Source organism: Bradyrhizobium sp. I1.14.4 (assembly GCF_050435825.1).
GTDB lineage: Bacteria > Pseudomonadota > Alphaproteobacteria > Rhizobiales > Xanthobacteraceae > Bradyrhizobium.
Window position 1 is genome coordinate 46,165 of the sequence record NZ_JBNDLA010000011.1, and the last position, 24,777, is coordinate 70,941.

General features: G+C 65.1%; 23 protein-coding genes. 2 read left to right on the forward strand and 21 right to left on the reverse strand.

Annotated elements, in window-relative coordinates; translation table 11 throughout:
- Positions 1–78: 78 nt before the first annotated feature.
- From ABIB78_RS22330 to ABIB78_RS22350, 5 genes are all read right to left on the reverse strand, one after another.
- Positions 79–2,523 carry a penicillin acylase family protein gene (locus ABIB78_RS22330; protein ID WP_429028650.1) on the reverse strand — a complete coding sequence of 815 codons (2,445 nt, stop codon included), beginning with the start codon at positions 2,521–2,523 and terminating at the stop codon, positions 79–81.
- 63 nt (positions 2,524–2,586) lie between these two features.
- Positions 2,587–4,089 carry a glycerol kinase GlpK gene (glpK, locus tag ABIB78_RS22335; protein WP_429028652.1) on the reverse strand — a complete coding sequence of 501 codons (1,503 nt, stop codon included), beginning with the start codon at positions 4,087–4,089 and terminating at the stop codon, positions 2,587–2,589.
- A gap of 111 nt (positions 4,090–4,200) precedes the next feature.
- Positions 4,201–5,235 (reverse strand): SGNH/GDSL hydrolase family protein, encoded by a 1,035-nt coding sequence (locus tag ABIB78_RS22340; RefSeq protein WP_429028654.1) that lies wholly within the window; start codon positions 5,233–5,235, stop codon positions 4,201–4,203.
- A gap of 14 nt (positions 5,236–5,249) precedes the next feature.
- Positions 5,250–6,014, reverse strand: coding sequence for an SGNH/GDSL hydrolase family protein (locus ABIB78_RS22345; RefSeq protein ID WP_429028911.1), 765 nt, complete (start codon positions 6,012–6,014; stop codon positions 5,250–5,252).
- A gap of 14 nt (positions 6,015–6,028) precedes the next feature.
- Positions 6,029–7,306 (reverse strand): OpgC domain-containing protein, encoded by a 1,278-nt coding sequence (locus ABIB78_RS22350; protein WP_429028656.1) that lies wholly within the window; start codon positions 7,304–7,306, stop codon positions 6,029–6,031.
- A 272-nt stretch (positions 7,307–7,578) separates the two neighbouring features.
- Between ABIB78_RS22350 and apaG the strand changes: the two genes are divergently transcribed.
- Positions 7,579–7,977 carry a Co2+/Mg2+ efflux protein ApaG gene (gene apaG / locus ABIB78_RS22355; protein WP_092123063.1) on the forward strand — a complete coding sequence of 133 codons (399 nt, stop codon included), beginning with the start codon at positions 7,579–7,581 and terminating at the stop codon, positions 7,975–7,977.
- A gap of 128 nt (positions 7,978–8,105) precedes the next feature.
- On the opposite strand, the gene ABIB78_RS22360 is transcribed toward apaG, so the two are convergent.
- From ABIB78_RS22360 to ABIB78_RS22370, 3 genes are all read right to left on the reverse strand, one after another.
- On the reverse strand, positions 8,106–9,107 hold the full coding sequence (locus tag ABIB78_RS22360; RefSeq protein ID WP_429028658.1) for an Hsp33 family molecular chaperone: 1,002 nt from the start codon (positions 9,105–9,107) through the stop codon (positions 8,106–8,108).
- A 219-nt stretch (positions 9,108–9,326) separates the two neighbouring features.
- Positions 9,327–10,253 (reverse strand): ornithine carbamoyltransferase, encoded by a 927-nt coding sequence (gene argF / locus ABIB78_RS22365; RefSeq protein ID WP_429028660.1) that lies wholly within the window; start codon positions 10,251–10,253, stop codon positions 9,327–9,329.
- A complete protein-coding gene (locus ABIB78_RS22370) occupies positions 10,253–11,461 on the reverse strand; it encodes an aspartate aminotransferase family protein (protein WP_429028662.1) in 1,209 nt (402 codons plus the stop codon). Before ABIB78_RS22370 ends, argF begins: the two co-directional genes overlap by 1 nt.
- A gap of 499 nt (positions 11,462–11,960) precedes the next feature.
- On the opposite strand from ABIB78_RS22370, the gene ABIB78_RS22375 reads away from it, so the two are divergent.
- Positions 11,961–12,473, forward strand: coding sequence for a GcrA family cell cycle regulator (locus ABIB78_RS22375; protein WP_429028664.1), 513 nt, complete (start codon positions 11,961–11,963; stop codon positions 12,471–12,473).
- A 200-nt stretch (positions 12,474–12,673) separates the two neighbouring features.
- On the opposite strand, the gene phoB is transcribed toward ABIB78_RS22375, so the two are convergent.
- The 13 genes from phoB to ABIB78_RS22440 form a co-directional block, all read right to left on the reverse strand.
- The gene (gene phoB / locus ABIB78_RS22380; protein WP_029079895.1) at positions 12,674–13,384 is read right to left on the reverse strand and encodes a phosphate regulon transcriptional regulator PhoB; all 711 of its coding nucleotides are present in this window, start codon (positions 13,382–13,384) and stop codon (positions 12,674–12,676) included.
- A gap of 130 nt (positions 13,385–13,514) precedes the next feature.
- Positions 13,515–14,231, reverse strand: a complete 717-nt coding sequence (gene phoU, locus ABIB78_RS22385) for a phosphate signaling complex protein PhoU (RefSeq protein WP_429028665.1) — start codon at positions 14,229–14,231, stop codon at positions 13,515–13,517.
- A 107-nt stretch (positions 14,232–14,338) separates the two neighbouring features.
- Complete coding sequence (pstB, locus tag ABIB78_RS22390) at positions 14,339–15,157, reverse strand: phosphate ABC transporter ATP-binding protein PstB (RefSeq protein ID WP_429028668.1); 819 nt, start codon at positions 15,155–15,157, stop codon at positions 14,339–14,341.
- Positions 15,154–15,999, reverse strand: a complete 846-nt coding sequence (pstA, locus tag ABIB78_RS22395) for a phosphate ABC transporter permease PstA (RefSeq protein WP_429028671.1) — start codon at positions 15,997–15,999, stop codon at positions 15,154–15,156. Before pstA ends, pstB begins: the two co-directional genes overlap by 4 nt.
- 4 nt (positions 16,000–16,003) lie before the next feature.
- Positions 16,004–16,993: a phosphate ABC transporter permease subunit PstC gene (gene pstC / locus ABIB78_RS22400; RefSeq protein ID WP_429028674.1), complete on the reverse strand. Its 990-nt coding sequence runs from the start codon at positions 16,991–16,993 to the stop codon at positions 16,004–16,006.
- 229 nt (positions 16,994–17,222) lie between these two features.
- Complete coding sequence (gene pstS, locus ABIB78_RS22405) at positions 17,223–18,233, reverse strand: phosphate ABC transporter substrate-binding protein PstS (RefSeq protein WP_429028675.1); 1,011 nt, start codon at positions 18,231–18,233, stop codon at positions 17,223–17,225.
- 136 nt (positions 18,234–18,369) lie between these two features.
- Entirely contained in the window at positions 18,370–19,683 is a 1,314-nt protein-coding gene (locus tag ABIB78_RS22410) for an ATP-binding protein (protein ID WP_429028676.1), read from the reverse strand.
- Between the two features lie 84 nt (positions 19,684–19,767).
- The gene (locus tag ABIB78_RS22415; RefSeq protein WP_429028679.1) at positions 19,768–20,823 is read right to left on the reverse strand and encodes a UPF0104 family protein; all 1,056 of its coding nucleotides are present in this window, start codon (positions 20,821–20,823) and stop codon (positions 19,768–19,770) included.
- A gap of 352 nt (positions 20,824–21,175) precedes the next feature.
- Positions 21,176–21,403 (reverse strand): SelT/SelW/SelH family protein, encoded by a 228-nt coding sequence (locus ABIB78_RS22420; RefSeq protein ID WP_429028681.1) that lies wholly within the window; start codon positions 21,401–21,403, stop codon positions 21,176–21,178.
- 19 nt (positions 21,404–21,422) lie between these two features.
- A complete protein-coding gene (locus ABIB78_RS22425; RefSeq protein ID WP_429028684.1) occupies positions 21,423–22,331 on the reverse strand; it encodes a haloalkane dehalogenase in 909 nt (302 codons plus the stop codon).
- Complete coding sequence (locus ABIB78_RS22430; protein WP_429028687.1) at positions 22,328–22,918, reverse strand: TetR family transcriptional regulator C-terminal domain-containing protein; 591 nt, start codon at positions 22,916–22,918, stop codon at positions 22,328–22,330. The genes ABIB78_RS22425 and ABIB78_RS22430 overlap by 4 nt, the downstream gene beginning before the upstream one ends.
- Positions 22,919–23,026: 108 nt before the next feature.
- Positions 23,027–23,323, reverse strand: a complete 297-nt coding sequence (locus ABIB78_RS22435) for a hypothetical protein (protein ID WP_429028688.1) — start codon at positions 23,321–23,323, stop codon at positions 23,027–23,029.
- 2 nt (positions 23,324–23,325) lie between these two features.
- Positions 23,326–24,720: an OmpA family protein gene (locus ABIB78_RS22440; RefSeq protein WP_429028690.1), complete on the reverse strand. Its 1,395-nt coding sequence runs from the start codon at positions 24,718–24,720 to the stop codon at positions 23,326–23,328.
- Positions 24,721–24,777: the final 57 nt, after the last annotated feature.

Consider the following 24,777-nt stretch of genomic DNA (forward strand, 5'->3'; position numbering starts at 1 on the left):
GGTTATGGGTCCCGGGTCGCGCTTCGCTTGCCCGGGACGACAGGAGAGTTTGTGGCGCAGCCTTGAAGCATACTCCCCTCACCGCGGCGTCAGCGTGATCGCCTCGGCGGTTGCGGCTTCCACCGCGCCACGGCTGTAGAGCAGCGGCACATACTGACCGGTGGCCCAGAGCGGCGCGAGGTCGCGGTAGTGGCCGCTGAAGGGATCGCCGGATTGGCCGGGCGTGTTGATGGTGCGGCTCGCATCCCAATTGCCGACATCGAGCACCATGCGGAACGAGGCGCCGGAGATCAGGTGATAGTCGGAGCGGCGATAGGTGGCGGCGCGCGGCACGTTGGCGGCGCCGCCGAAGGCGAGCGGGCCGACCTGCATCTGCGCCGCGGTCGCCTTGTCGGCGAGCGGCATCAGCGCGTGCTCGAACTGCGCGACATGCAGGCGGCCCCAGCGCCAGGTCGACGCATCGCTCCCGAGCTTGCCGATGACGTCGGTGACGGCGTCGCCGAGGCTGTCGCGCAGCACGCGGTCGCGTTCGCCGGCGGGATCGCTGCCCAGCGCCGCGTCGGGCTTTTCGAGATAGCCGACGATGGCGGAAATGCTGGAAGCCTCCGGCGCGATCATGTCTGCCGCCTTCGGCGCCGTGGTCTTGAGCAGCACCGGGCCGAGATGGTTTGCTATCCAGACCTCGTAGACCGCCGCGGCCGCGCTGTCCGCCGCGTCGCGTGCGTCCCACGCCTTAAGCAGATCGAGGCCCTTCTTGACATTGGCATCGTCGGACGTGAGCGGTTTCAGCAGCGCGACGAGGCGGCGCGCCAGCATGCCGGTGTCGTCGTTCTGCAGCGCCATCGCGTCCGCCAGCGTTACCCTGCCGTTGGCCTGCAGCACCTCAACGATGCGTTGCCAGCGCGCGCTGTCGGCCCATTCGAAGCCGACCCTGCGCTCGTTGACCGGATAGTCCGCCGGCAGGTTCATCTGGTTGGCGGTCGCGATGAATCCCTGCTTCGGCTGATACAGTTTCGGCAGCTCGTCGAGCGACAGGAAACCCTGCCACTCGTAGCGGCCGTCGCCGGGCACCGGCATCAGCCCATCGAAGCTGGTCCGGCGCGGCGTCTTGCCGGCAGCGACCCAGCCGATATTGCCTGACGTGTCGGCATAGACCTGGTTCTCCGACGGCGCGCCCCAGCGCCGCATCGCGCCGAGGAAGCCGTTCCAGCTCTTCGCGGTCATGTAGTCGGAGGAGCCGAAATAGGCCGAGGTGCCCGGCTCGAACCAGATCGAGCGCACGGCGAACGCATGCTTCTTGTCGGCGTCGACGAAGATCACCGGGCCATGGCGGGTGAACTTCAGCTCGAGGTCGCGGTCGGCCTCGCCCTTCACGGCTTCCTTTTCGTGCACGATGCGCATGTCCTCCCAGCCCGCGCCGTAGCGATACTGGTTCGGATTGTCCGGGTTGAGCTCGTAGACGTAGAGGTCTTCCTGGTCGACGTTGAAGATGGTCAGCCCGAACGCGATGGTGTCGTTGTGGCCGATCGAGATGCCCGGCAGCGCCGGCTCGCCGGCGCCGATCACGGAGATGCCGGGTGCGTTGAGGCCGACGATGTAGCGCAGCGATGGCACCGAGTGCTCGCGATGCGGATCGTTGGCGAGGATCGGCCGTCCGGTCGCGGTGCGCGATGCCGCGATCACCCAGTTGTTCGAGCCGATGGTGTCGCGCTGCTGATCGGCCTCGGCCAGGAACGTGTCGGGATCATGCGCCAGCGCCGCCTTCTGATGCTTCGGGGCTGCGAACTTGACCGGACGCGTGGCAAGGTCGTAGGCCGCGAGCACGCCCTTCGGCACGCTGCACGGATCGAGCCCATCGGGAATCTTCGTGGTCCACGCCGGCTCCAGCTTGACGCGGAAGCGATCGGCATCGAGGCCGGCGGCGCAGGCGACCATCGCGCGCTTCACCTCGGAGGCAACGTTGCGCGTCAGGCCGTGGCTGCGGACGCGCACGACATCCTCCGCCGACCACAAATCCGGCATCGTGCCCGCGATCCTGAACTCGATCGGCAGCGCCCGCTTGCCCGCTCTGACGTCGGCGACATAGGCGTTGACGCCGGCCACGAACGCGTCCGCATAGGACTTCGCTTTCGGACCATAGGCGGCCCATTCCGCATTCATGTCGCCGCGATAGAGGAACAGACGCAGCGCCTTGTCCTGCTCGGCATAGGCCGGGCCAAAGTCCTTCGCCAGCAGGCCGAGCCCGCGCTTGCGCCAGAGATCGATCTGCCAGAGCCGGTCGCGCGCGGCGTTGAAGCCCTGCAGGAAGAACAGGTCATGCTCGTTGCCGGCATAGATATGCGGGATGCCCCAGACGTCGACCAGGATCTGGCCCGGCGCCTTCAGCCCCGCGACGTCGGTCTTGACCTCACGCGCCGCGACGAGCGCGCTCGCCTTGTCGCGCGCGGTGGCGGGAACGGCGAGCATCATGGCGCAGAGCGCGGCAGTGAGTAGTTTCGCGACGCGGTTGAGATCCGTGTTCATATTGTTCTCCGATGGTTGTTATTTTTGGTGCGAGACTTGAGCCGGAATTCTTCGCCCGGGGCGCTACTCCCCCTCGTCGCTCGCCAGCACGCCCTTCACCGCGCGCGACCAGCCGGCGAGCTTGCGCTCGCGCGTCGCCTCGCTCATCGCCGGCCTGAAGCGGTGCTCGAGCCGCCAATTGTCGGCGAACTTGGCGGGCTCCGGATAGACGCCGGCGTCGAGGCCGGCGAGATAGGCGGCGCCGAGCGCCGTGGTCTCCTGGATCATGGGACGGTCGACCGGCGCGTTGAGCAGGTCGGCGAGCCGCTGCATGGTCCAGTCCGACGCGGTCATGCCGCCGTCGACACGCAGCACGGTGTTGGCGGCGTTTGCCTCCGGCCAGTCGGTGCGCATCGCGGCCCACAGATCGAAGGTCTGGTAGCAGACGCTCTCCAAGGTCGCATGCGCGAGCTCGGCCGGACCGGTGTTGCGGGTCAGGCCGAACAGCGCGCCGCGCACGCGCGGATTCCAGTAGGGCGCGCCCAAGCCGACGAAGGCCGGCACCAGGTAGACGCTCTGCATCGAGTCGGATTTGTCGGCAAGAGGTCCGGTTTCGGCAGCGTGCTTGATGATGCCGAGCCCGTCGCGCAGCCACTGCACCGCGCTGCCGGCGACGAAGATCGAGCCTTCGAGCGCGTAGGTGCGCTGGCCATTGAGCTGATAGGCGATCGTCGTGAGCAGCTTGTTCTTCGACACGACCGGCGTGGTGCCGGTGTTGAGCAGTGCGAAGCAGCCGGTACCGTAGGTCGACTTCATCATGCCGGGCTCGAAGCAGGCCTGGCCGATGGTCGCGGCTTGCTGGTCGCCGGCTATCCCTGAGATCGCGATCGGGCCGCCGAACAGGTCCGCCGTGCTCTCACCGAACCGGGCGGAGGAATCCTTCACCTCGGGAAGCATCGAGCGCGGCACGCCCAGCAGCTTGATGAGGTCGTCGTCCCAGGCGCCGGTGTGGATGTTGAACAGCAGGGTGCGCGAGGCGTTGGTGGCGTCCGTGGCGTGCACCCGGCCGCCGGTGAGCCGCCACAGCAAATAGCAGTCGACGGTACCGAACAGCAGCTCGCCGCGCTCGGCGCGTTCGCGCGCGCCCGGCACGTGATCGAGGATCCAGGCAACCTTGGTGCCGGAGAAATAGGGATCGATGATCAGGCCGGTCTTGGCCGAGATCGCCGGCTCATGGCCCTCGCCCTTCAATCGGGCGCAGATGTCGGCGGTGCGCCGGTCCTGCCAGACGATGGCGCGGTGCACGGCCTGTCCGGTGGCGCGGTCCCACACCACGGTGGTCTCGCGCTGGTTGGTGATGCCGATCGCGGCGATGTCCCGCGCCTTGAGGCCGGCCTTCTCCAGCGCCTCGCGGCACACCATCACGGTCGAGGTCCAGATGTCCTCCGGCTCGTGCTCGACCCAGCCGGAGGCCGGGAAATGTTGCGGAAATTCCTGCTGCGCGACCGCGGCGATGGAGATGTCGCCGCGAAACACCATGGCGCGCGACGATGTGGTGCCCTGATCGATGGCCAGCACAAAAGACATGAGCGTTTCCCTTAAGGCTTCATCCCGAGGGGGATCGGTTCGGCGCCAAGGGAGCGGATTACCGCGGCGAGGTCAAGATTGTCGGCGCATGTGGTGCCGGCAGAAGGCCAATCACATCGGCCGGTAGGTCCGCACGTCCGAGGGGACGTTGACGCCGATCTTGATTGCCCCGACCGAGCGGATGATGTCGTCGCCGAGCAGCTGGGCGAAGCAGGCATAGCCCCAGTCGTTCATGTGCAGGCCGTCGGCAGTGACGAAATCGTCGATCGGAATCGCCTGTTTCTCGTGCCAGTCGCGCATCACCTCGAAGCGCGGGAAGATGCCGACATGGCGCAGCGCGGCGATGCGGCCGAGCAGCTTCACCATGCCGCGCGCGCTTTCGGGACGCTCGGTGACGCGCGGCGAATATTGCGGATCGACCAGCACGATGTCGGCGCCGGAGGCCTGAAGGCGCGCCACGCCGTCCTCGACCTGCTTCGCGGTCTCGGCGGGATCGAGGTTGCGCAGCAGCGCATTGGTGCCGACCTGCCAGATCACCATGTCGGGATGCACGTCGATCACTTCCGACTGCAGCCGCTTCATCATCTCGGGCGCATCCTCGCCGCCCTTGCCGCGGTTGAGCACGGTGATGTCGGCGGAGGGATACTGCCGCCGCAACTGTCCGGCGAGCCGGTTGGGATAGGTGAATTCCGGCGCCGACGAACCATAGCCCTGGGTCGAGGACGAGCCGAACGCGATGATGACGACCGGCTTGCCGGCGGCGAGCTTGGCCGCGACATGCGGCAGCGAGCCGGTCGAGTTCGGCACGCCCTTGGGCTGATGACAGGGCACGCGGTGGAAGATGTCGCTCGCCGAGCGCGCGACCTGCTTTACCGTGTCGAGCGCCTTCGCGGCGACGCCCGGCTGCTGCTGATTGGCCGCATCGGCTTCGATCGCGGCGGGCTTGCCAGCATCAGGCTTGGCGGCCTCGGACTTGACCTCGGACTTGGCCTCAGCCTTGGCACCAGGCGAGAGCGCCGCATGCTGGTCGGCCTGCCCGGTCTGCGCGCGCAACGGCGCGACCGAGAGCGGCGCCAGCAGCGCGAGCGCCGCAATGGCGCACAGGCTCCGCCCTGCTGCGAGGCGAAAAGGGACGGCAAAACGCATCAACTCTGCTTCCTCTAATTCTGCTGCACCGGGCCCAGATGGGCCGCATCGATCACGAATTTCGCCAGTGCGCGGCCGAGACAGGCATGAACCTTCTTGGCCAGATCGACACCATGCGAGGTGCTGAACAGGTCAAAATATCCGGCGTCGCTCCATTGCTTCATGATCGCGAACCGGTCGAACAGCGGAACGTCGTGCTGCTGCGCCACCACCTTCATATTGTCGAGATATGGCGGTGCAGAGATCATCGTCTCCGTACGCGGGCTGTATTGCAGATTGACCAGCACCACGTCGGCCCCGGCGCCCCGCAACGCAACAACGCCGTCGTTGATGGCGGTACGGAAATCGTCAGGATCAACTGCTCGCATAGCATCGACCGTTCCGGTCTGCCAGATAACCAAAGTAGGCTTTTTTGCTTCAACAAGCTTAACAAGAGTTCCCGCGGTTTCCTCGGCGGTGTACTTTCCCTGTAATTCTACGGATAGATCGATTGTCGCCGATGGAAACGCCTCCTTCAGCGCCGCTTGCAGCGTGGCCGGATAGGCGCTCGCCTCGTTGCCGGTGATGGTCGAGGAGCGGCTGCCCACCACCAGCACGTTGAGCGGGTGGTTGCCCTTCACCGCATCCGTAACCTTCGGCAGCGAGCTCTCGGTTGCCAGCAGATAGGCGGGCACGTCGCAGGGCGGCGCCGGTGCCGGATCGGCGGTGTCGCCGGCGCGCGCGGGCGCCGCCGTCAAAACAGCCGCCAGGCAGGCGGCCAGCAGCGTCAGGCTCAGCATCGTCCGCGCGGACTTCATGCTCCCCCTCCTGCCAGATCGGCGTTGCCGCCGGCGCCCTTACGCGAGGCGCCTTTGTCGGCGGAGTGTTTGTACCACGAAATTATCCACGCCATGCCGCACATGATGAGGATACCGCAGACGCTGATCAAGGCGTGCAGTGCGGCACCGCCCGATACTTCGGCAAGCACGAAGTGACCGGCAAAGGCGAGGAAGACCCCGAGGCAGAATATCTCAAGCGAATGCTGGCCACACAGGATCAAAGGTCGCAGCCAGGGCGATTTCAGCCCCGGCCAATCCTTCGGCAGGAAGCGCACGGTGAGCGCGGCAAGCGCCAGGAAATGCGCGAACCGCAACACGTCAAGGTCGGTCTTGTTGATCGGATACATCCACTGCTCGACGACCTTCGGCATGATATGGCCGAGCTGCGGCACGTACCAGGTCAGCGTCACGAAGAACGCGGCGACGAGATAGACGATGCAGATCCACATCGTGATGTTGGACGACAGGATGCGCGACATCCGCCGCGCGCCGCCGAGCGCGCACCAGGCGCCGAACACGAACAGCAATTGCCAGGCAAACGGATTGAACGCCCAGAAGCCGTTCGGATAGGCTGTGAGGTAGAGATCGAACTGCCAGGTCAGCGCGTAGAGCAAGACCGACAGGCCGAGCGTGACGTCGGGCTTCCATTTCATCAGCCACAGGATCAGCGGCAGGAACAGCATCAAGACAATATAGAGCGGCAGTACGTCCATGTTGACGGGACGGAAGCGCAGCAGCAGCGCCTGGACGATGGTGACGTCGGGCTGCTTGAGGAAGTCCATGATCCCCATCTCTTCGGAGTAGAGCGGGTTCTCGAACGAGGTCGCGACATAGGAGATCTCGGCGAGGAAGATCGTGAACAGGAAAACGTGCGCGACATAGATCTGCCAGACCCGGCGCAGGATGCGCGCGGTCGCGATCACGAAGCCGCCCTCCAGCATCGCGCGGCCATAGACGAAGGCTGCCGTGTAGCCGGAGATGAAGATGAAGATCTCGGTGGCGTCGGAGAATCCGTAGTTGCGGATCGTCAGCCAGGTCAGAAGATTGGTCGGCAGATGATCGATGAAGATCAGCCACAGCGCGAGCCCGCGGAACAGGTCGAGCCTGAGCTCGCGCTCACCGGTCGCCGGCAGCGTGATCGCGGGCGCAGCCGCCGCAAGCTTCGCCTGGGCCTCGCTCTTGGCCTCGGTTTTGGCCTCGGTTTTGGCGTCAGCCACCGGTGAACCGGCTATGGGATCGGCAATCGAGCTCATCAAACACCGTGTCGGCCGCGGACGCCCCGCGTGCCGTGCTGAAAAGATAATATCTGTCCACGACTTGCCGACAAAGCGCAGAGTGCGGCGACATGCGGCCGCGCTTTAGAGCGGAACTATGTTGAAAGCGCGATGAACAGACCGCCCCGGGGGGCGGCTTTTCACGGCCTGGCAGGCGATTGGTTCCGGCGGTTCAATTGGCTATGATGGCGCATGTTTGAGCATGATCCGGTCGAAACGGATCACGCGCCAAGACCATCGGATTGAGCCGTATGTACCGCGCCGTCACCCGCCAGATCGAAGTCACCGTCGAGCCGAACTTCATGCCGGAGCGTTCGTCGATCGACCGGCGCGAATATTTCTGGTCCTACAAGATCGTGATCGTCAATTCGGGCCCGGAAACGGTGCAGCTGCGCACGCGGCACTGGATCATCACCGACGCCACCGGCCGCCGCCAGGAGGTGCGTGGCGAGGGCGTGGTCGGCGAGCAACCGGTGCTCGCGCCCGGCGAGCGCTTCGAATACACCAGCGGCGTGCCGCTGCCGACCGCCTCCGGCTTCATGACCGGCAGCTACCAGATGGTCACCGAAGCAGGCGAGCGCTTCGACATCGACGTGCCGACATTCTCGCTGGATAGCCCGAGCCCGGACGGGAAAAGAGTGTTGAATTAGCGGTGTCATGCCCCGCGCATGCGGGGCATCCAGTACACCGCGGCCTGTCCGTATCCACAAACGTCTCTGGAATACTGGATCACCCGCGTTCGCGGGTGAAGACGAGTATTGCCCGTGGCGAGAAGCGCCTACTCGACGCCCGCCTCCTGCGGCGTGAACTCATACACCGACGAGCAGAACTCGCAGGTCACGACGACCTTGCCGTCCTTGACCATCTCGGCGCGGTCGTTCGGCGCAAAGCTCTTCAGCATCGACGACACCGCATCGCGCGAGCAGGAACACTGCGCGCGCAGTGTTTGCGGGTTGAAGACGCGCACGCCGCGTTCGTGGAACAGGCGATATAACAGCCGCTCGCTGGAGAGGTCGGGATCGATCAGCTCGACATCCTCGACGGTCGAGATCAGCGACTGTCCCTCGACCCAGGCATCGTCATCCGGCACGGAGTGCGTGATGGTGCCTTCCGGCGCGTCGCCGGGATGCAGATCGGCCTGCTTGGCGCGCTCGGGGGCCTTGGGCAGGAATTGCAGCAGGATGCCGCCGGCGCGCCAATGCAGCTTGCCGCCTTCGCCGCCGCGCATCTCCTCGCCGACCGCAAGCCGCACCCGCGTCGGAATCTGCTCCGAGCGCAGGAAATATTCGTGGGCCGCCTCTTCCAGGCCGCCGCCGTCGAGCGCGACCAGCCCCTGGTAGCGGCTGGTGTTCGAGCCCTGATCGATCGTCATCGCAAGGTGGCCCTTGCCGAGCAGCTCACCCGAGGTCTGCCCCTCGTTGAGACGCGCCACGTCATAGCGCGCATAGGCACGCAGCCGGTCGGGCGCCTGAAAATCAACGATCAGCAGCGAGACCGGACCTTCGGTCCGGGTCTGCAGGATGAAACGGCCCTCGAACTTGACAGACGAGCCGAGCAGCGTGGTGAGCACGATGGCCTCACCGAGCAGCTTGCCGACCGCCGGCGGATAATCGTGCTTGTGCAGGATCTCGTCGAGCGCGGGGCCGAGCCGGGTCAGCCGGCCGCGCAAGTCCAGCGCGCCGACCTCGAAGGCCAGCACGGCATCGTCGACAGGAACCGCCGACGGCGCGCGAATGGGCGTCTCGGCCTGGATTTTGATGTCGGGGGATTGTGAAACCATGGCGCTCTATCTGGGGTCTCGGACCATGAAATAAAGGGGTTCACTCAAACGCGAATTCGTCGTCCCTGCCTTGTGCGCAATTGCGCACTGGAGCAGAGACCCATAACCACCACTGTCAGTCGATGTAGCCGGCTGTGGCCGCAGCCCTCACAACAATTGACGGCGGTGGTTTTGGGTCCCGGGTCGCGCTACGCTTGCCCGGGACGACAGCGTTGGTGCTTACGCGACCGCGTCGAAACACCACGCCAGAATGCCCTTCTGCGCATGCAGGCGATTTTCCGCCTCGTCGAACACCACGGATTGCGGCCCGTCGATCACCTCGTCGGTGACCTCCTCGCCGCGATGCGCGGGCAGGCAGTGCATGAAGAGTGCGTCCGGCTTGGCAAGCGACATCAGCTTGGCATTGACCTGATAGGGCCGCAGCACATTGTGGCGGTGCTCGCCCTCCTTGTCACCCATCGACACCCAGGTGTCGGTGACGACGCAATCGGCGCCGCGCACGGCCGCTTCCGGGTCGGTGCCGAGCATGATCGAAGCGCCGGTCGCCTTGATCCAGTCGCGTATCGGCTTCTTCGGCGAGAGCTCGGGAGGCGTCGCGATGTTGAGGTTGAACTTGAAGCGCTCGGCGGCGTGGGCCCAGGAAGCCAGCACGTTGTTGTCGTCGCCGGTCCAGGCCACCGTCTTACCCTCGATCGAGCCGCGATTCTCCTCATAGGTCATGAGGTCGGCCATCACCTGGCAGGGATGCGAACGCCGGGTCAGGCCATTGATGACGGGCACGGTGGCGTGGGCTGCGAGCTCGAGCAGCGCGTCATGATTGAGGATGCGGATCATGATCGCATCGACATAGCGCGACAGCACGCGCGCGGTGTCGGCGATGGTCTCGCCGCGGCCGAGCTGCATCTCGGCGCCGGTCAGCATGATGGATTCACCGCCGAGCTGGCGCATGCCGACGTCGAATGACACCCGGGTACGGGTCGACGGGCGCTCGAAGATCATCGCCAGCGTCTTGCCTTCGAGCGGCTTCCTGCCCTTCTCATGTGCCTTCAGCTTCGCCTTCATGGCGGCTCCGGCGGAGAGCATGTTGCGCAGTTCGGCGAGCGGCAGCTCGTTGATATCGAGGAAGTGACGGACCTGCTTGCTCATCACCCTGCCGCCTTCTTCGGCAGCGCCGCCGATAGCACGGAGCAGGCGCGCTCGAGCGAGACGATCGACTGGTCGATCTCGGCCTCGGTGACAATCAGGGGCGCGAGGAACCGCACCACATTGTCGCCGGCGCCGACAGTGAGCAGCTTCTCGTTGCGCAGCGCGGCGACCAGGTCGCCCGACGGCACCACGGCCTTGACGCCGATCAACAGGCCCTCGCCGCGCACCTCCGATAGCACGCCGGGATAGCGGTCGACGACGGAAGCGAGCTTCTGCTTGAGCAGCAGCGACATCTTCTGCACGTGGTCGAAGAAACCGGGCTTGAGCATGACGTCGAGCACGGCATTGGCGGCCGCGACCGCGAGCGGATTGCCGCCGAAGGTCGAGCCGTGCGAGCCCGGCGCCATGCCGGCCGCTGCCTGCGCGGTCGCCAGCACCGCCCCGATCGGGAAGCCGCCGCCGAGCGCCTTCGCCAGCGACATCACGTCCGGCGTGACACCCGTGCGCTTGTAGGCAAACAATTCGCCGGTGCGGCCCATGCCGGTCTGCACCTCGTCGAATGCGAGCAGCAGGCCATGCTCGTCGCAAAGCGCGCGCAATGCCTTGAAGAAGGCCTGCGGCGCCGAACGCACGCCGCCCTCGCCCTGCACCGGCTCGATCAGGATGCCGGCGGTGTGCGGGCCGATCGCCTTCTTCACCGCCTCGATATCGCCATGCGGCACCTGGTCGAAGCCGTCCATCGGCGGACCGAAGCCTTCGAGATATTTCGCCGCACCGGTCGCAGCGAGCGTACCCAGCGTGCGGCCGTGGAAGGCGCCTTCGAAGGTGATGATGCGGTAGCGCTCGGGATGGCCCTTGGAGAAGTGATAGTGGCGGACCAGCTTGATCACGCCCTCCATCGCTTCCGCGCCGGAATTGCAGAAGAACACGAAGTCGGCAAAGCTCTGCTCGCACAGCCGCGCGGCGAGCACCTCGCCGTCCGGGCTCTTGAACAGGTTCGACATGTGCCAGAGCTTGGTCGCCTGCTCCTGCAGCGCCTTGACCAGATGCGGATGCGCATGCCCGAGCGCGTTCACCGCGACGCCCGAGGTGAAATCGAGATAGCGATCGCCGTTGGTTGCGATCAGCCAGGCGCCCTCACCGCGCTCGAAGCCCAGATCGACCCTGGCGAAGACGGGGAGCAGATGCGACGAGGCACTGTTGGTCATGGCGTTCACTGACGGTTTGAAGCCAACAAATTGCCGCGCGCCTTGACGCCAGCGCAGCAACAGCCAGCTTCGGAAAACAAAACGTGCCGCCTTTGCGGGCGGCACGTGCCAAACATTCTATGCTGCGGCCAGTAACTGTCAATCGCCAGAAGCCGGCCTTTGCCGGTCTTCCTGCAATGCGAAACGAGCGCAATCCGGAGCATTCCGGTGCGGTGGAAAAGCCTCACCGCAATGCTTAACTTTGTGGGAACATGTGGACGCACGGCCGCGGACTCTTGCGCCAGAGTCACGCCATATTGTAGCGTTTGGCCTGTCGGGTACGACATCTCGTGCGGCAGTACTGGACCCTCTAAGTAGCCTTCGTGTCTCACGTAAACGTTCGGGCGCAAGACCGCGCCCGGCGAGGGCTAAGGGATTCTGGCCGCTGGGATTTTTATCCAGATTGGCTCGCAGCGCCCGCTCCAATGACTGGCCGGCGCTCCGCGAAAGGAAGAATGCGATGACTGTATTGACCTGGTCCGACGATCGCGTCGAACAGCTGAAGAAGCTCTGGGAATCCGGCCTCTCGGCCAGCCAGATCGCCGCGGAACTTGGCAATGTGACGCGAAACGCCGTGATCGGCAAAGTACATCGGCTTGGCCTCTCCGGCCGCGCCAAGGCTCCCTCCACGGCCGCGCCACGGCAGCGCAAGGCCCGCCCCGCCCAGCACATGATGCGGGTGGCGCGCCCTGTTTCGCGCGGCAACACGGCGCTCGCGCACGCCTTCGAGGTCGAGATGGAGTCCGATCCGATCTCCTACGATAATGTGGTGCCGATGAGCCAACGGCTGTCACTGCTCGAGCTCAACGAAGCCACCTGCCACTGGCCGGTCGGCGATCCATCGAGCCCGGAATTCTTCTTCTGCGGCGGCAAGGCGCTCGCCGGCCTGCCCTATTGCGCGCATCACTCGCGCGTTGCCTACCAGCCCGCCGCCGACCGCCGCCGGCCGTCGGCGAAGCCACAAATCAAGTAGCACTCGGGAAACAAGCCTGGACTGCACGAAAGAAATCCCCGCGAAAGCGGGGATTTTTTGTTGATGCCGTCACTGCGGGGAGCTCGCGACAAAATTGCAGAGCAATTTGCGCTGAAGCGACGAAGCAATGACGGAACCAAGGGTCCAGACCCAGAGTGCGATTGCATACCGGGCCAGGAGACTGCGATTGTTTGGGGCCGTTACGGCTGCGGCTCGGCCTTTGCAAACCGGTCGTCGAGCGCGTAGCCGGCGCCGCGCACGGTGCGGATCGGATCCTGCTCGCGGCCCGGATTGAGCAGCTTGCGCAGGCGGCCGATATGCACGTCGACGGTGCGCTCATCGATATAGATGTCGCGGCCCCAGACGCTGTCGAGCAGTTGCTCGCGGCTGAACACGCGGCCGGGATGCTCGAGGAAGAATTCGAGCAGGCGATACTCGGTCGGCCCGAGATCGATCGGGCGGCCCGAGCGCGCCACGCGGCGCTTCTCGCGGTCCAGCTCGATGTCGCCATAGGTCAGCACGGTCGCAAGCCGCTCCGGGCTCGCGCGGCGCAACAGGCCCTTCACCCGCGCCAGCAGCTCTGGTACCGAGAACGGCTTGACGATGTAGTCGTCGGCGCCGGTGGCAAGCCCGCGCACGCGCTCGCTCTCCTCGCCGCGCGCGGTCAGCATGATGATCGGAAGCTGCTTGGTCTCGGGCCGCGCCCGCAGGCGGCGGCACAGCTCGATGCCGGACAGGCCCGGCAGCATCCAGTCGAGCACCACGAGGTCGGGAATGCGCTCCTTCAGCCTTGTGTCGGCATCGTCGCCGCGCCCCACGGTCTCGACATCGTAGCCTTCCGCATCGAGGTTGTAGCGCAACAGCGTCGTCAGCGCTTCCTCGTCTTCGACTACCAGAATGCGTGCGCTCATCGGTTTAAGTTCTTTCTGTGTGGTGATCCGTTGCCCAGACGCAAACCGAAACGCTTACTTCCTTCAGCAAGGTCCCCGCGAAAGCCTTTTGTCGCGAGGACAATCCGGTTCCGCACGTGCGGATCATGCCCTAGTTGCCCGGCACCGTGGTGGCAAAAGTGGTCATGTCGCCCTTCGGGCGCTTGTCGGTGATCTGCTGGCCCTCGATCATGTAGAACACGGTCTCGGCGATGTTGGTGGCGTGATCGCCGATCCGCTCAATGTTCTTGGCGCAGAACATCAGATGGATGCAGAACGAGATGTTGCGCGGATCCTCCATCATGTAGGTGAGCAGTTCGCGGAACAGCGAGGTGCAGATCGCATCGACTTCCTCGTCGCCCTTCCAGACGTTCATCGCAGCCGGCAGATCGTGCGCGGCATAGGCGTCGAGCACCGACTTGACCTGCGACAGCACGAGGTCGGTCATGTGCTCGAGGCCGCGGATCAGCTTCAGCGGCTGGAAGTCGCTCTCCAGTGCTGCGACGCGCTTGCCCATGTTCTTGGCGAGGTCGCCGATCCGCTCGAGGTCGGTGGCCACGCGCATCGCACTGACGATCTCGCGCAGGTCGATCGCCATCGGCTGGCGGCGCGCGATCGTCAGCACCGCGCGCTCTTCGATGAGGCGCTGCAAATTGTCGATCTCGATGTCGGCGGCGACCACGCGCTTGCCCAGCGCGACGTCGCGACGGATCAGCGCGTCGACCGACTCGGTGATCATCCGCTCGACGAGGCCGCCCATCTCGGCGACCAGGCGGGTCAACTCCTGCAGATCGCTATCGAATGCCTTGGCGGTATGTTCAGAAGCCATCGCTTGTCTCCCCTCAATCATGATCCCGGGGATCATGATTTCGTTGTCCTCAATTTAGCATGATCTGATCGGAAAACCGGTTTCCACTTTTCCGGATCATGCGCCGGTCAGCCGAACCGGCCGGTGATGTAGTCCTGGGTGCGCCGATCGCTCGGTGAGGTGAATATCTTGTTGGTGTCGTCGAATTCGATCAGCTCGCCGAGATACATGAAGGCCGTCTTGTCGGAGACGCGCGCCGCCTGTTGCATGTTGTGGGTGACGATCGCGATCGTGTAGTCCTCGGACAGTTCCTGGATCAGCTCCTCGACCTTGGCGGTCGAGATCGGGTCGAGCGCCGAGCACGGCTCGTCGAACAGGATCACCTCGGGACGCACCGCGACGGTGCGCGCGATGCACAGGCGCTGCTGCTGGCCGCCGGAGAGCGAGAGGCCGGAGGCGTTCAGCTTGTCCTTGACCTCGTTCCACAGCGCGCCGCCGCGCAGCGCCTTCTCGACCCTGTCGTCCATCTCGGACTTCGAGATCTTCTCGTAGAGGCGGATGCCGAAGGCGATATTCTCGTAGATCGTCATCGGGAACGGCGTCGGCTTCTGGAACACCATGCCGACCCGCGCACGCAGCAAATTGAGGTCGAGCTTGGGATCGAGAATGTTGGTCTGGTCCAGCATCAGCTGGCCGACCGCGCGCTGGCCCGGATAGAGGTCATACATCCGGTTGAAGATGCGCAGCAGGGTCGACTTGCCGCAACCGGACGGGCCGATGAACGCCGTGACGCGGTTGGTGCCGAGCGTCAGGTTGATGTTCTTCAGCGCGTGGTGCTCGCCATAATAGAAGTTGAGGTTGCGCACCGTGACTTTCGGGGGCGCGTCCGGAAGCGGAACCTGGGGAACGTGGCCCGCGGCAGTCATGGAGACAGAAAGCTCGGTCATTTTGCGGCCCTTTCGGCACCAAGGATACGCGCGCCGATATTCAGCGCGAGCACGGTGAATGTGATGAGCAGCGCGCCGCTCCACGCCAGCTCTTTCCAATAGGCGTAGGGGCTCTGCACGAAGTTGTTGATGGTCACCGGCAGGTTGGCCATCGTCTTGGTCAAATCCCAGCTGAAGAACTGGTTCGACAGCGCGGTGAACAGCAGCGGCGCGGTTTCGCCGGCGACACGGGCGGTCGCCAGCAGCACGCCGGTGATCAGACCCGATCGGGCCGCACGATAAGCGATCCGCTTGATGACCAGCGAACGCGGCAGGCCGAGCGCCGAGGCCGCCTCGCGCAGCGGATTGGGCACCAGCAGCAGCATGTCCTCGGTGGTGCGCAGCACGACCGGGATCACGATCACGGCGAGCGCCAGCGCACCGGCGATCGCCGAGAAGCCGCGCATCGGCACCACGACCGCACCATAGATGAACAGGCCGATGATGATCGAAGGCGCGCTGAGCAGGATGTCGTTGATGAAGCGGATCACCGAGGTGAGCTTGTCGTGCTTGCCGTACTCGGCGAGGTAGGTGCCGGCGAACAGGCCGAGCGGCGCGCCGATGCCGACGCCGATCACCGTCATGATGATCGAGCCGACGATGGCGTTGAGAAGGCCGCCGTCGGTCGATCCGGGCGGCGGGGTGTTCTGGGTGAACAGCTGCACGCTCAGCCCGGCAAGGCCGTTATAGACCAGCGTGATCAGGATCAGCGCCAGCCAGGTGACGCCGAACGCCGCCGCCGCGAAGCAGAGCGCGCGGATGATGATGTCGTAGCGGCGACGCGATTTGTAGATCGGATTCATGACGTCACTTCCCCGCCTTCGTTTCCAACCGCATCAACATCAAGCGCGCCGCGGCGAGCACGAAGAAGGTCAGCACGAACAGCAGCAGGCCGAGCAGGATCAGGCCGGACTGGTGCAGGCCGTCGCTCTCGGCAAATTCGGAGGCGATCGCCGCCGAGATCGTGGTTCCCGGCGCAAATATCGACGACGAAATGCGGAACGAGTTGCCGATGATGAAGGTGACCGCCATGGTCTCGCCGAGTGCGCGGCCGAGCGCCAGCATGATGCCGCCGATCACGCCGACCCGGGTGTAGGGGATCACCACGCTGCGGACCACTTCCCAGGTGGTGCAGCCCATGCCGTAGGCGGCCTCCTTCAGCACTGGCGGGACGGTCTTGAACACGTCGACCGAGATCGCGGTGATGAAGGGCAGCACCATGATGGCGAGGATCAGCGCCGCGTTGAAAAGGCTGAGATAGGACGGCGGGCCTCCGAACACCGCGCCGAGCACCGGCACGCCCTCGAAGATCCTGATCATGAAGGGCTGGAAGGTGTTCGCAAGGAACGGGCCGAGGACGAAGAAACCCCACATGCCATAGATGATTGACGGGATGCCGGCGAGCAGCTCGATCGCGATGCCGATCGGGCGCCGCAGCATTTGCGGGCATAGCTCGGTGAGGAAGATGGCAATGCCGAGGCCAACCGGAATCGCGATCATCATCGCGATGATCGACGTGATCAGGGTGCCGTAGATCGGGCCGAGCGCGCCGAGCACCGGCGGATCAGCCGAGGGCGCCCAGCGCTGCGTCCAGAGGAAGGCAAAGCCGTATTCCTTCATCGCCGGCCAAGCGCCGACAATCAGCGACAGAATGATGCCGCCGAGGATCAACAGAACCGAAATCGCCGAGATGCGTGTGATCCAATAGAAGGTGAGATCACCCAGCTTGAAGGCGCTGAGGGCCTTGGCGCGATCGTAAGGTCCCGCGGCTTCCATTACATCGCTCTGAACAGCCATGTCTGCCACGCCAATTCCCTCTTTACTATGTGAAAGCCACGCAAACCGCCACGCCCCCGAAGCGATCCTTACTGACGCATTTGGCCGGGCGTCGTTCCGGCTTGCGCCCCCGGGGCGCGAACCCCGGGCCACGCCCGCGTTTCTTGCCGCGGTGGCGGAACCCGGGTCTCGATCGCTCTGCCTGTGCCGCCCTTGAGAGGCGGCACAGGCTTTGTTCGAAGCGTCAGGCTTAGCTCTTGATGTCCGAGGACCAGGTCTTCTCGATCAGCTTGACGACCGACTCCGGCATCGGGATGTAGTCGAGCTCTTCGGCCGCCTTGCCACCCTTCTCGAAGGCGTACTTGAAGAACTTGAGGGCTTCCTGCGAGGCCGCCTTGTCGGTCGAATCCTTGTGCATCAGGATGAAGGTCGCCGCGGTGATCGGCCAGGAGGCATCGCCCGGCTGGTCGGTCAGGATCACGTAGTAGCCGGGGGCCTTGGACCAGTCGGCATTCGACGCAGCTGCCTGGAAGGCGGCGATGGTCGGCTGCACGGTCTTGCCGGCCTTGTTGACCAGCGCGGTGTAGGTCAGCTTGTTCTGCTTGGCATAAGCGTATTCGACATAGCCGATCGCGTTCTTGGTCTGGCTGATGTTGCCGGCGACGCCTTCGTTGCCCTTGGCGCCGACGCCGACCGGCCACTCGACCGCGGTGCCGGAACCGACCTTGGACTTCCAGTCGGCGTTCGACTTGGCGAGGTAGTCGGTGAAGTTGAAGGTGGTGCCCGAACCGTCCGAACGACGCACGACGGTGATCGCGTCGGCCGGCAGGGTCAGCTTCGGATTGAGCTTGGCGATCGCCGCGTCATTCCACTTGGTGATCTTGCCGAGATAGATGTCGCCGAGCACTTCGCCGGAGAGCACGAGATCGCCCGACTTGACGCCTTCGACGTTCACGACCGGAACGATCGCGCCCATCACCATCGGCCACTGGACGAGGCCGTCCTTCTCGAGCTGCTCGGCCTTGAGCGGCGCGTCGGTGGCGCCGAAGGTCACGGTCTTGGCCTGGATCTGCTTGATGCCGGCGCCGGAGCCGATCGACTGGTAGTTCAGACCGTTGCCGGTGTCCTTTTTGTAGGCGTCAGCCCACTTCGAATAAATCGGGAACGGAAACGTCGCGCCCGCGCCGGTAATATCGGCAGCGAAGGCCGACGTCGAAGCGGCGACCATGCCGGCAGCGACGATTGCTTTGATGAAATTCATGGGTGGTCTCCATCCTTGTGAGCGAAGCGCCGAATGCGCCCGATTGCGCTCACGCCGGTCCATCTAGGAGCGGTCGGTGCTGCTTTTACGAAGGTTGGATGACAGTTGGATGACAGAGCCAAGCAGCTGAAAATGCTTAGCTTTGGGTCGGCAATGGGGTCTTCGGCCGGGGAAAACAGGCGGTAAAAGTCGCGCCATTCTTCGGCACGCTCTCGATCAAAAGGCGCCCGCGGTGACGGTTAAGAATATGTTTCACCAACGATAATCCGAGGCCCGTTCCGCCCTGATTACGGCTATCGCCGACATCCACCCGGTAGAAGCGCTCGGTCAGCCGCGGCAGGTGCTCCGGGGCGATGCCGGGGCCGAAATCCCGTACCATGACACGGATTTCGGGGCTGCCCTCGCCCGATGCGGCCGAAGCGGCCTGATTCAGCGACACTATGACGCGGCCCCCCGAGGCGCCGTATTTGAGGGCGTTCTCGATCAGGTTCTCGAACAGCCGCAGCAGTTCCTCGCGGTCGCCGGCGATGGTGACCGGGGTCAGCGGCAGGTCGACATCGATCTCGACCTGGCGCTCGCTGGCCAGCGCCTCGAGCCCGTCGGCCACCTGGCGGATGATCGGTACGATGTCGATCGAGGCCTCGGGCCGCACATGGGCCGACAGCTCGACCCGCGACAGCGACAGCAGATCGTCGATCAGCCGCGCCATGCGGGTGGCCTGGGTGTGCATGATGCCGAGGAAGCGCTCGCGCGCCCGCGCGTCGTCGCGCGCCGGCCCCTGCAGCGTGTCGATGAAGCCGGACAAGGCGGCGAGCGGCGTACGCAGCTCATGGCTGGCATTGGCGACGAAGTCGGCGCGCATCTCCTCGACCCGGCGCAGCGGCGTCAGGTCGTGGAAGGTCATCAGCATGCACTTCTCGGTGCCGCCGAACTGGGTCGGCACCGGCACCGGCGTGATGACCAATTCCATCCAGCGATCGACCGGGACGTGGTCGGTGTAGGTGGCGCGGCGCGGCTCGGTGGTCGCGATCGCCTCGCGCAACGCGGTGATGATCTCCGGCGAACGCAGGGCAAATTGCGCCAGCTCGTTCCTGCGCAGCGCCGGCGCGAGCTCGGCCGCGGCGGTGTTGAGATGGATGACGCGGCCGGCGCGATCGAGCAGCACAGCCGGATCCGGCATGCCGGCAACGACGGCGCTGACCGCGGCGGCCTCGACCGGATTGACGCCGCGGACATCCTCGCGCGAGGTTCCGGCATCATGCAGCCGCCAAGGCACCAGCGCGGCGGCCGCGATGCAAACGAACACCGCGCAGGCGCGCACCAGCGACAATTCGCCAAGCGCGACCACCACGCTCAACGCCAGCGCTGCGGCAAGCAGGATCAGCGCGGAATGGCGCAACCGGTCGGGCCAGGGCGAGAAGATCGAGGAAGCTGAATCGTCAATTGCCATCGCGGCGGCTTTCATCCCGTCGGTTCATGTCTCGCCCAGGCACGGTCACACCGACCTTCCCTCGGGAGGCATCGGGCCGCTTCATCAGACCCCGGAGTCTCCGCGCTTGCGAACCAGAACCGCCTCATGATGCGGCTCAGTGCGGGGACCCGAATCAGCCTGCGGCAGCCGTTTGAGTCGGGCGCCGACGATAACCTCCCGAAACGTCAGCAAGATTACAGATATGACGAACGGCGCAATATAGTAGAGCAGCCGGAACAACAGCATACCGCCGAGCAGGTCCTCGCGGTCCATCTGCCAGAGGCCGACCAGCATGGCGGCGTCGAACACCCCGAGCCCGCCCGGGGAATGGCTGGCGAAGCCGAGCAGGGTCGCCGACACGAAGATGACCGCGACCACCACGAAACCCAGATTGGGCTCGTCCGGAACCAGCACGTACATCGCCAGCGCGCAGAAGCCGAGGTCGACGATGCCGATCGCGATCTGCAGCAGCGTCAGCGGACCGCCCGGCAGGGTCACCGTCCAGGGGCCGCGGCCGACCGCCCGCGGCTGGGTCCAGACCCAGACCACATAGGCGACCAGCGCGACGATGATCGCGAGCGCCAGCGCGCGGTTGAGCCATGGCGGCAGCTGGTCGATGTTGGCGGCGGCCTCCGGATGATAGGCGATGCCGAGCCCGAGCACCGCGGCATTGCCGAGCCAGAAGGTGAGGCCGGCGAGGAAGCAGATCTTGGCGACGTCGATCGCATTCAATCCCCACGCCGAATAGATCCGGTAGCGCACCGCGCCGCCGGTGAAGACGCTGGCGCCGACATTGTGGCCGATCGAATAGGAGGCGAACGCGGCGAGTGCATTGATGCGATAGGGCACGTGGGCGTGGCCGATCGCGCGCACCGCGAACAGATCGTAGAAGGTCAGCGTGAAATAGCCGGCTGCGACGAAAAGTCCCGCCAGCGCGATTTGACGCGGCTCGGTGCTCTTGATGGCTTCGAGCACCTCGTGGGTGTCGATGCCGCGGAGCATGTGATAGAGGACGTAACAGGCGATGCCGATAACGGCGATGCTGATGACAACACCCAGCCGATGCAGGATTTGCTTCTGACGCAGAAACGCCATCGCCCTGCGGATTGCTTCCAGCATCTAGACCTCGAATTGCGATCCCACGACGACGGCTCCCGGGCGAACCCCGCCGGCGCTTCGCTGTTCCCTGCTCCGTGTAGCGCGTTTCAAGCCGGAGTGGAATTCGTCAAACGACAATAAAACGCGCATCTTCAAGATATTAGGGATGATTCATGACAGCGGGTGCACAAATATGCGCGTTTCTCGCCACCTTCGACAAGGCTTGGCGTGGGCGGACGGCAGTTGGCCCGCAGATCGATGCGCAAGGCCATCCGGGAAACTACGGGGACAGGCGCAGTCCGCGGCGCCTGATCAGCAAAGGTTGCCGTCGCAATAATCACGTGGCGGCAACGAGGCAAGCCGGCGCATCGCCTCAGGCCCGCGCAGCCGCCACCGCGGCGACGATCTCCGCGGCATCGGGGAAATGCCCCTTGGCGCGCTTGGCGATCACTTTGCCGTCAAGCGTGACCTCGAAGATGCCGCCCTTGCCGGGCACCAGCTCCGCATCGAGCGCGAGGCGTTCGCGCAGCAGCGCGGCGGCCTCCCTGGCGCGCTTCTCGTAGCCGCAGGGACGGCAATAGGTGATCGAGAGATCGGTCATGGCATGCTCTCCCATCAACTCATGCCGCGCGGCGCTGCGCGTTGGCGGCCTCGATACCGGCGATCCACCCGGCGACCGAGCGACCGATCGCCTCCGGATGATCTTCCTGCAGATAGTGCGCACCCGCGCCGAGCTGGATGACCGCGCAATGCTGCAGCTTCGCCGCAAAATCGGCGGCGAAGGCCGGCGACACCAGTGCGCCGGGACACCCGGCAAACAGCAGCTTCGGATACGTCGATGCCGCAAGCGCCGCATGCGCCACGGTGAGCGCATGATCGACATCGGCCGGCTCGCCTGCGACCGGCAGCTCGCGCGGCAGCATCAATGTCGGCTTGCGGCTCTCGCGCGTCGCAAACGGCGCGCGGTAGGCGGCCATCTCCTCCTCGCTGAGCGCGCGCAGGATCGAGCCGGGCAGCACGCGTTCGACGAAGGCGTTGTTGTCGAGGATCATGGCTTCGCCCTCGCCCGGCGTGCGGAACTTCCGGAACGTCTCCCGTGCCGCCTCGTGCTGGTGGAAGTCGGACCAATCCCGCATCGGGCGGATGAACTCCATGAAGGCGAGCCCACGCACCAATTCCGGACGACGCGCCGCGAGATGGAACGCGAGCGCCGTACCCCAATCCTGGGCGACGAGATACGCCGAGTTGATGCCGAGTTCGTCGATCAGCGCGTCTAGATAATCCGCATGGTCGAAGAAGCGGTATGCGATGTCGGGCTTGCCGGACTGGCCGTAGCCGATCAGGTCGGGCGCGATGCAGTGGCCGACCGGCGCGACCAGCGGCATGATGTTGCGCCAGATGTAGGACGACGTCGGGTTGCCGTGCAGGAACAGCACGTGCGGCGCGGCGCTGCGTCCGGTCTCGCGATAGGCCATCGTGGTCCCGAACACGGAGCGATGATGCAGGCTGATATCGGCGGATATGGTCATGGCAACTCCTTGAACACGGTTTGGAATGCGATCGTCTTGAAACGCTCAAGCGCAGCCGCGCTGCGCTCAACCTTCATGCGCAGCATCGCGCCCTGCCAGGATGCGAGCAGGAAATCGGCAAGTTCATCGGGATCGAAGTCGGACGCGATCTCGCCTTTGGCCTGAGCTTCGGCGATGCAGGCCGCAAACGGCGCGCGCCATTCCCGGAAGATTTCGTCGAGCTGCTCGCGCAGCATCTCGCTCGAGCCTGACGCCTCGAGGCTGAAATCGCCGATCAGGCAGCCGCGGGTGAAGCCGTCATGCGCAAGCTTGCCGGTGATGAGATCGAGATAGCGCCTGAGCCGTTCGCGCGGAGGCAGCGTCGTGTCGCTCAACGCTTCCGCGACGAGGCCGCGCACATAGAGGAAGTAGCGGTCGAGCACTTCGGACGCGAACAGCTCCTTCGAGCGGAAATGGTTGGTGAACGAGCCCTGCGGCGCGCCGGCAGCGGCCGTGACGTCGCGCACGCTGGTGCCGTGATAGCCGGTCCGGAACATGGCCTTGAGACCGGCGTCGAGGATGGCATCGCGGAGAGAGGGTTTTGGCATGGCTGCGATTTAATACGTACGTACGTATTAATGTCAAGCACTAAAATGCATGCGGCGCGCGCGGCATGTGGTGGTGCCGCTCAGGTCCGCTGGATCAGGGGTTTGGGATCAGCACGCGGGCTTGCTGCGGGAGACCACCCAGTCGCGCAACCAGGAGCCGATCGCGCAGCCGACGAGGTAGAGTGCGAACATGATCAGGAAGAGATCGAGCCAGTAGCCGAAGCGGCCGGGCACGATCCGCGCGAACGACGCCGCCACCAGCGCGGCGGCAAGCAGTGCCAACCAGCGCATCCAGACCTTCGAGACGCCCTGCGCCCGATGCACCACCGCGATCCAGCCCATGCAAAAGCCGAGCAGCGCGGCGCCGAGCAGCCAACCCCAGAAGAATGTCGCGAGCACAGTCATCGCTACTTCACCACGAATTCGATGCGGCGGTTCTGCGCCTTGCCGTCTTCACTCTCGTTGCCGGCGAGCGGCTGCGTGCTGCCATAGCCGATCGGCGTGAAGCGGTTGGCAGGCAGTCCGGCGCGCACGAGATAATCCACCACGGCCTGCGCCCGCCGCTCCGACAATGCCTGGTTGGCGGCTTCCTCGCCGTCGCTGTCGGTATGGCCGGCGACTTCGATCGTCGCGTTAGGGCAGCGCATCGCGGTCTCGATCAGTCGGTCGAGCAGGCCGGCGGAATCAGGAACGATGTCGGCCTTGCCGGACTCGAAGCGGATCTTGCCCTTTGAGAGGATCTCGGAAAACAGCTGCTGGCAGACCGTGGGATCGACCGGCGCCGCCGCCGGCTTGACCGTGACCTCGGCCTTGTACTGCCAGCCCTGCGGAAAGTCCTTGCCGAGCCCGTCGCGGATCTGGCCGGCCGCGGCATCGTAGAGTGCATCGCCTGACAGCTTCACCTCGCGGTCCGACACCACGAGCGTACCGGTCGACAGCCGCGACAGCGCGCCGAGCGCGGGCACCACGGCTGCCGCAAAACCTGACGGCGCGCCGAGGCTGGCCTTGAGATTATCGACCACCTTCTCACTGAAGAACTTGCGGCCGGCAGCCGCGACCAGCGCGGCGTGCACGTTGTTGTCGGGCACGTAGCCGGTCAGCGTCAGCGTCACCGCGACCGGGTCCTTGTAGGCCTGGAACACATAAGGCGGCGCCTTGATGTCGTTGGCAGCGATCGAATAGCCTTCCGGCAGGTTCTTCAGCGCCGCTGCGACCGCTTCGCGCCCGCCGAGTTCGCGCGCCATGCCTGCGAGAGCAACCTTGCTGTCGGTCAGCGTGATCTTGCCTTCCTTCAGCTTGCCGATCTGGTCGAGCAGCAACAGCGCTGCCGCGTCGAATCGCGACGGCGCGCCGCGGGCGAGCGCCATCTGATCCACCACCTCGACGCCGCCGAGACCGGCCTTCGCGGCCTCGGCCAGCTTGCTCTTGCTCGACGGCAGCGGCGCATTGCCGCCAAGCGTGACCCGCACGACGTCGCGTTCCGCCGACCAGACAAAGGGCTTGGCTTCGGGAACGAGGCGGGTCTCGTCGTTGACCAGCCGCACGCCCGGCACGGCATCGACCGACGCCACGGCACTGAGCCGGCCGTCTTCGGAGAAGGCGTTGGCCGCAAACGTCACGTCGCGGCCGTCGACGCTGATGCGACGCTTGTCGAGCACGGTGTCCTTGAGTGCGGCATTAGAGCGCGCGGCAAGATCCGCTTCGACCGTTGCCGTGCTGGTCCAGGCCGCGATACCCCACAGGACGACCAGTGGAATCACCCCCGGCCACCACTTGCTACTCCACTTGAAAAGTCCGTGCATTCAGCGTCCTGCGGGTCGGGAACCAGAGAGAAAACAAACCCTTGGCTGACTGTCAAA

Bases quoted from the DNA above. Each gene is read 5' to 3' on its own strand.
- ABIB78_RS22330 (WP_429028650.1), bottom strand. From the start codon at position 2,523: ATGAACACGGATCTCAACCGCGTCGCGAAACTACTCACTGCCGCGCTC.
- glpK (WP_429028652.1), bottom strand. From the start codon at position 4,089: ATGTCTTTTGTGCTGGCCATCGATCAGGGCACCACATCGTCGCGCGCC.
- ABIB78_RS22340 (WP_429028654.1), bottom strand. From the start codon at position 5,235: ATGCGTTTTGCCGTCCCTTTTCGCCTCGCAGCAGGGCGGAGCCTGTGC.
- ABIB78_RS22345 (WP_429028911.1), bottom strand. From the start codon at position 6,014: ATGCTGAGCCTGACGCTGCTGGCCGCCTGCCTGGCGGCTGTTTTGACG.
- ABIB78_RS22350 (WP_429028656.1), bottom strand. From the start codon at position 7,306: ATGAGCTCGATTGCCGATCCCATAGCCGGTTCACCGGTGGCTGACGCC.
- apaG (WP_092123063.1), top strand. From the start codon at position 7,579: ATGTACCGCGCCGTCACCCGCCAGATCGAAGTCACCGTCGAGCCGAAC.
- ABIB78_RS22360 (WP_429028658.1), bottom strand. From the start codon at position 9,107: ATGGTTTCACAATCCCCCGACATCAAAATCCAGGCCGAGACGCCCATT.
- argF (WP_429028660.1), bottom strand. From the start codon at position 10,253: ATGAGCAAGCAGGTCCGTCACTTCCTCGATATCAACGAGCTGCCGCTC.
- ABIB78_RS22370 (WP_429028662.1), bottom strand. From the start codon at position 11,461: ATGACCAACAGTGCCTCGTCGCATCTGCTCCCCGTCTTCGCCAGGGTC.
- ABIB78_RS22375 (WP_429028664.1), top strand. From the start codon at position 11,961: ATGACTGTATTGACCTGGTCCGACGATCGCGTCGAACAGCTGAAGAAG.
- phoB (WP_029079895.1), bottom strand. From the start codon at position 13,384: ATGAGCGCACGCATTCTGGTAGTCGAAGACGAGGAAGCGCTGACGACG.
- phoU (WP_429028665.1), bottom strand. From the start codon at position 14,231: ATGGCTTCTGAACATACCGCCAAGGCATTCGATAGCGATCTGCAGGAG.
- pstB (WP_429028668.1), bottom strand. From the start codon at position 15,157: ATGACCGAGCTTTCTGTCTCCATGACTGCCGCGGGCCACGTTCCCCAG.
- pstA (WP_429028671.1), bottom strand. From the start codon at position 15,999: ATGAATCCGATCTACAAATCGCGTCGCCGCTACGACATCATCATCCGC.
- pstC (WP_429028674.1), bottom strand. From the start codon at position 16,993: ATGGCTGTTCAGAGCGATGTAATGGAAGCCGCGGGACCTTACGATCGC.
- pstS (WP_429028675.1), bottom strand. From the start codon at position 18,233: ATGAATTTCATCAAAGCAATCGTCGCTGCCGGCATGGTCGCCGCTTCG.
- ABIB78_RS22410 (WP_429028676.1), bottom strand. From the start codon at position 19,683: ATGGCAATTGACGATTCAGCTTCCTCGATCTTCTCGCCCTGGCCCGAC.
- ABIB78_RS22415 (WP_429028679.1), bottom strand. From the start codon at position 20,823: ATGCTGGAAGCAATCCGCAGGGCGATGGCGTTTCTGCGTCAGAAGCAA.
- ABIB78_RS22420 (WP_429028681.1), bottom strand. From the start codon at position 21,403: ATGACCGATCTCTCGATCACCTATTGCCGTCCCTGCGGCTACGAGAAG.
- ABIB78_RS22425 (WP_429028684.1), bottom strand. From the start codon at position 22,331: ATGACCATATCCGCCGATATCAGCCTGCATCATCGCTCCGTGTTCGGG.
- ABIB78_RS22430 (WP_429028687.1), bottom strand. From the start codon at position 22,918: ATGCCAAAACCCTCTCTCCGCGATGCCATCCTCGACGCCGGTCTCAAG.
- ABIB78_RS22435 (WP_429028688.1), bottom strand. From the start codon at position 23,323: ATGACTGTGCTCGCGACATTCTTCTGGGGTTGGCTGCTCGGCGCCGCG.
- ABIB78_RS22440 (WP_429028690.1), bottom strand. From the start codon at position 24,720: ATGCACGGACTTTTCAAGTGGAGTAGCAAGTGGTGGCCGGGGGTGATT.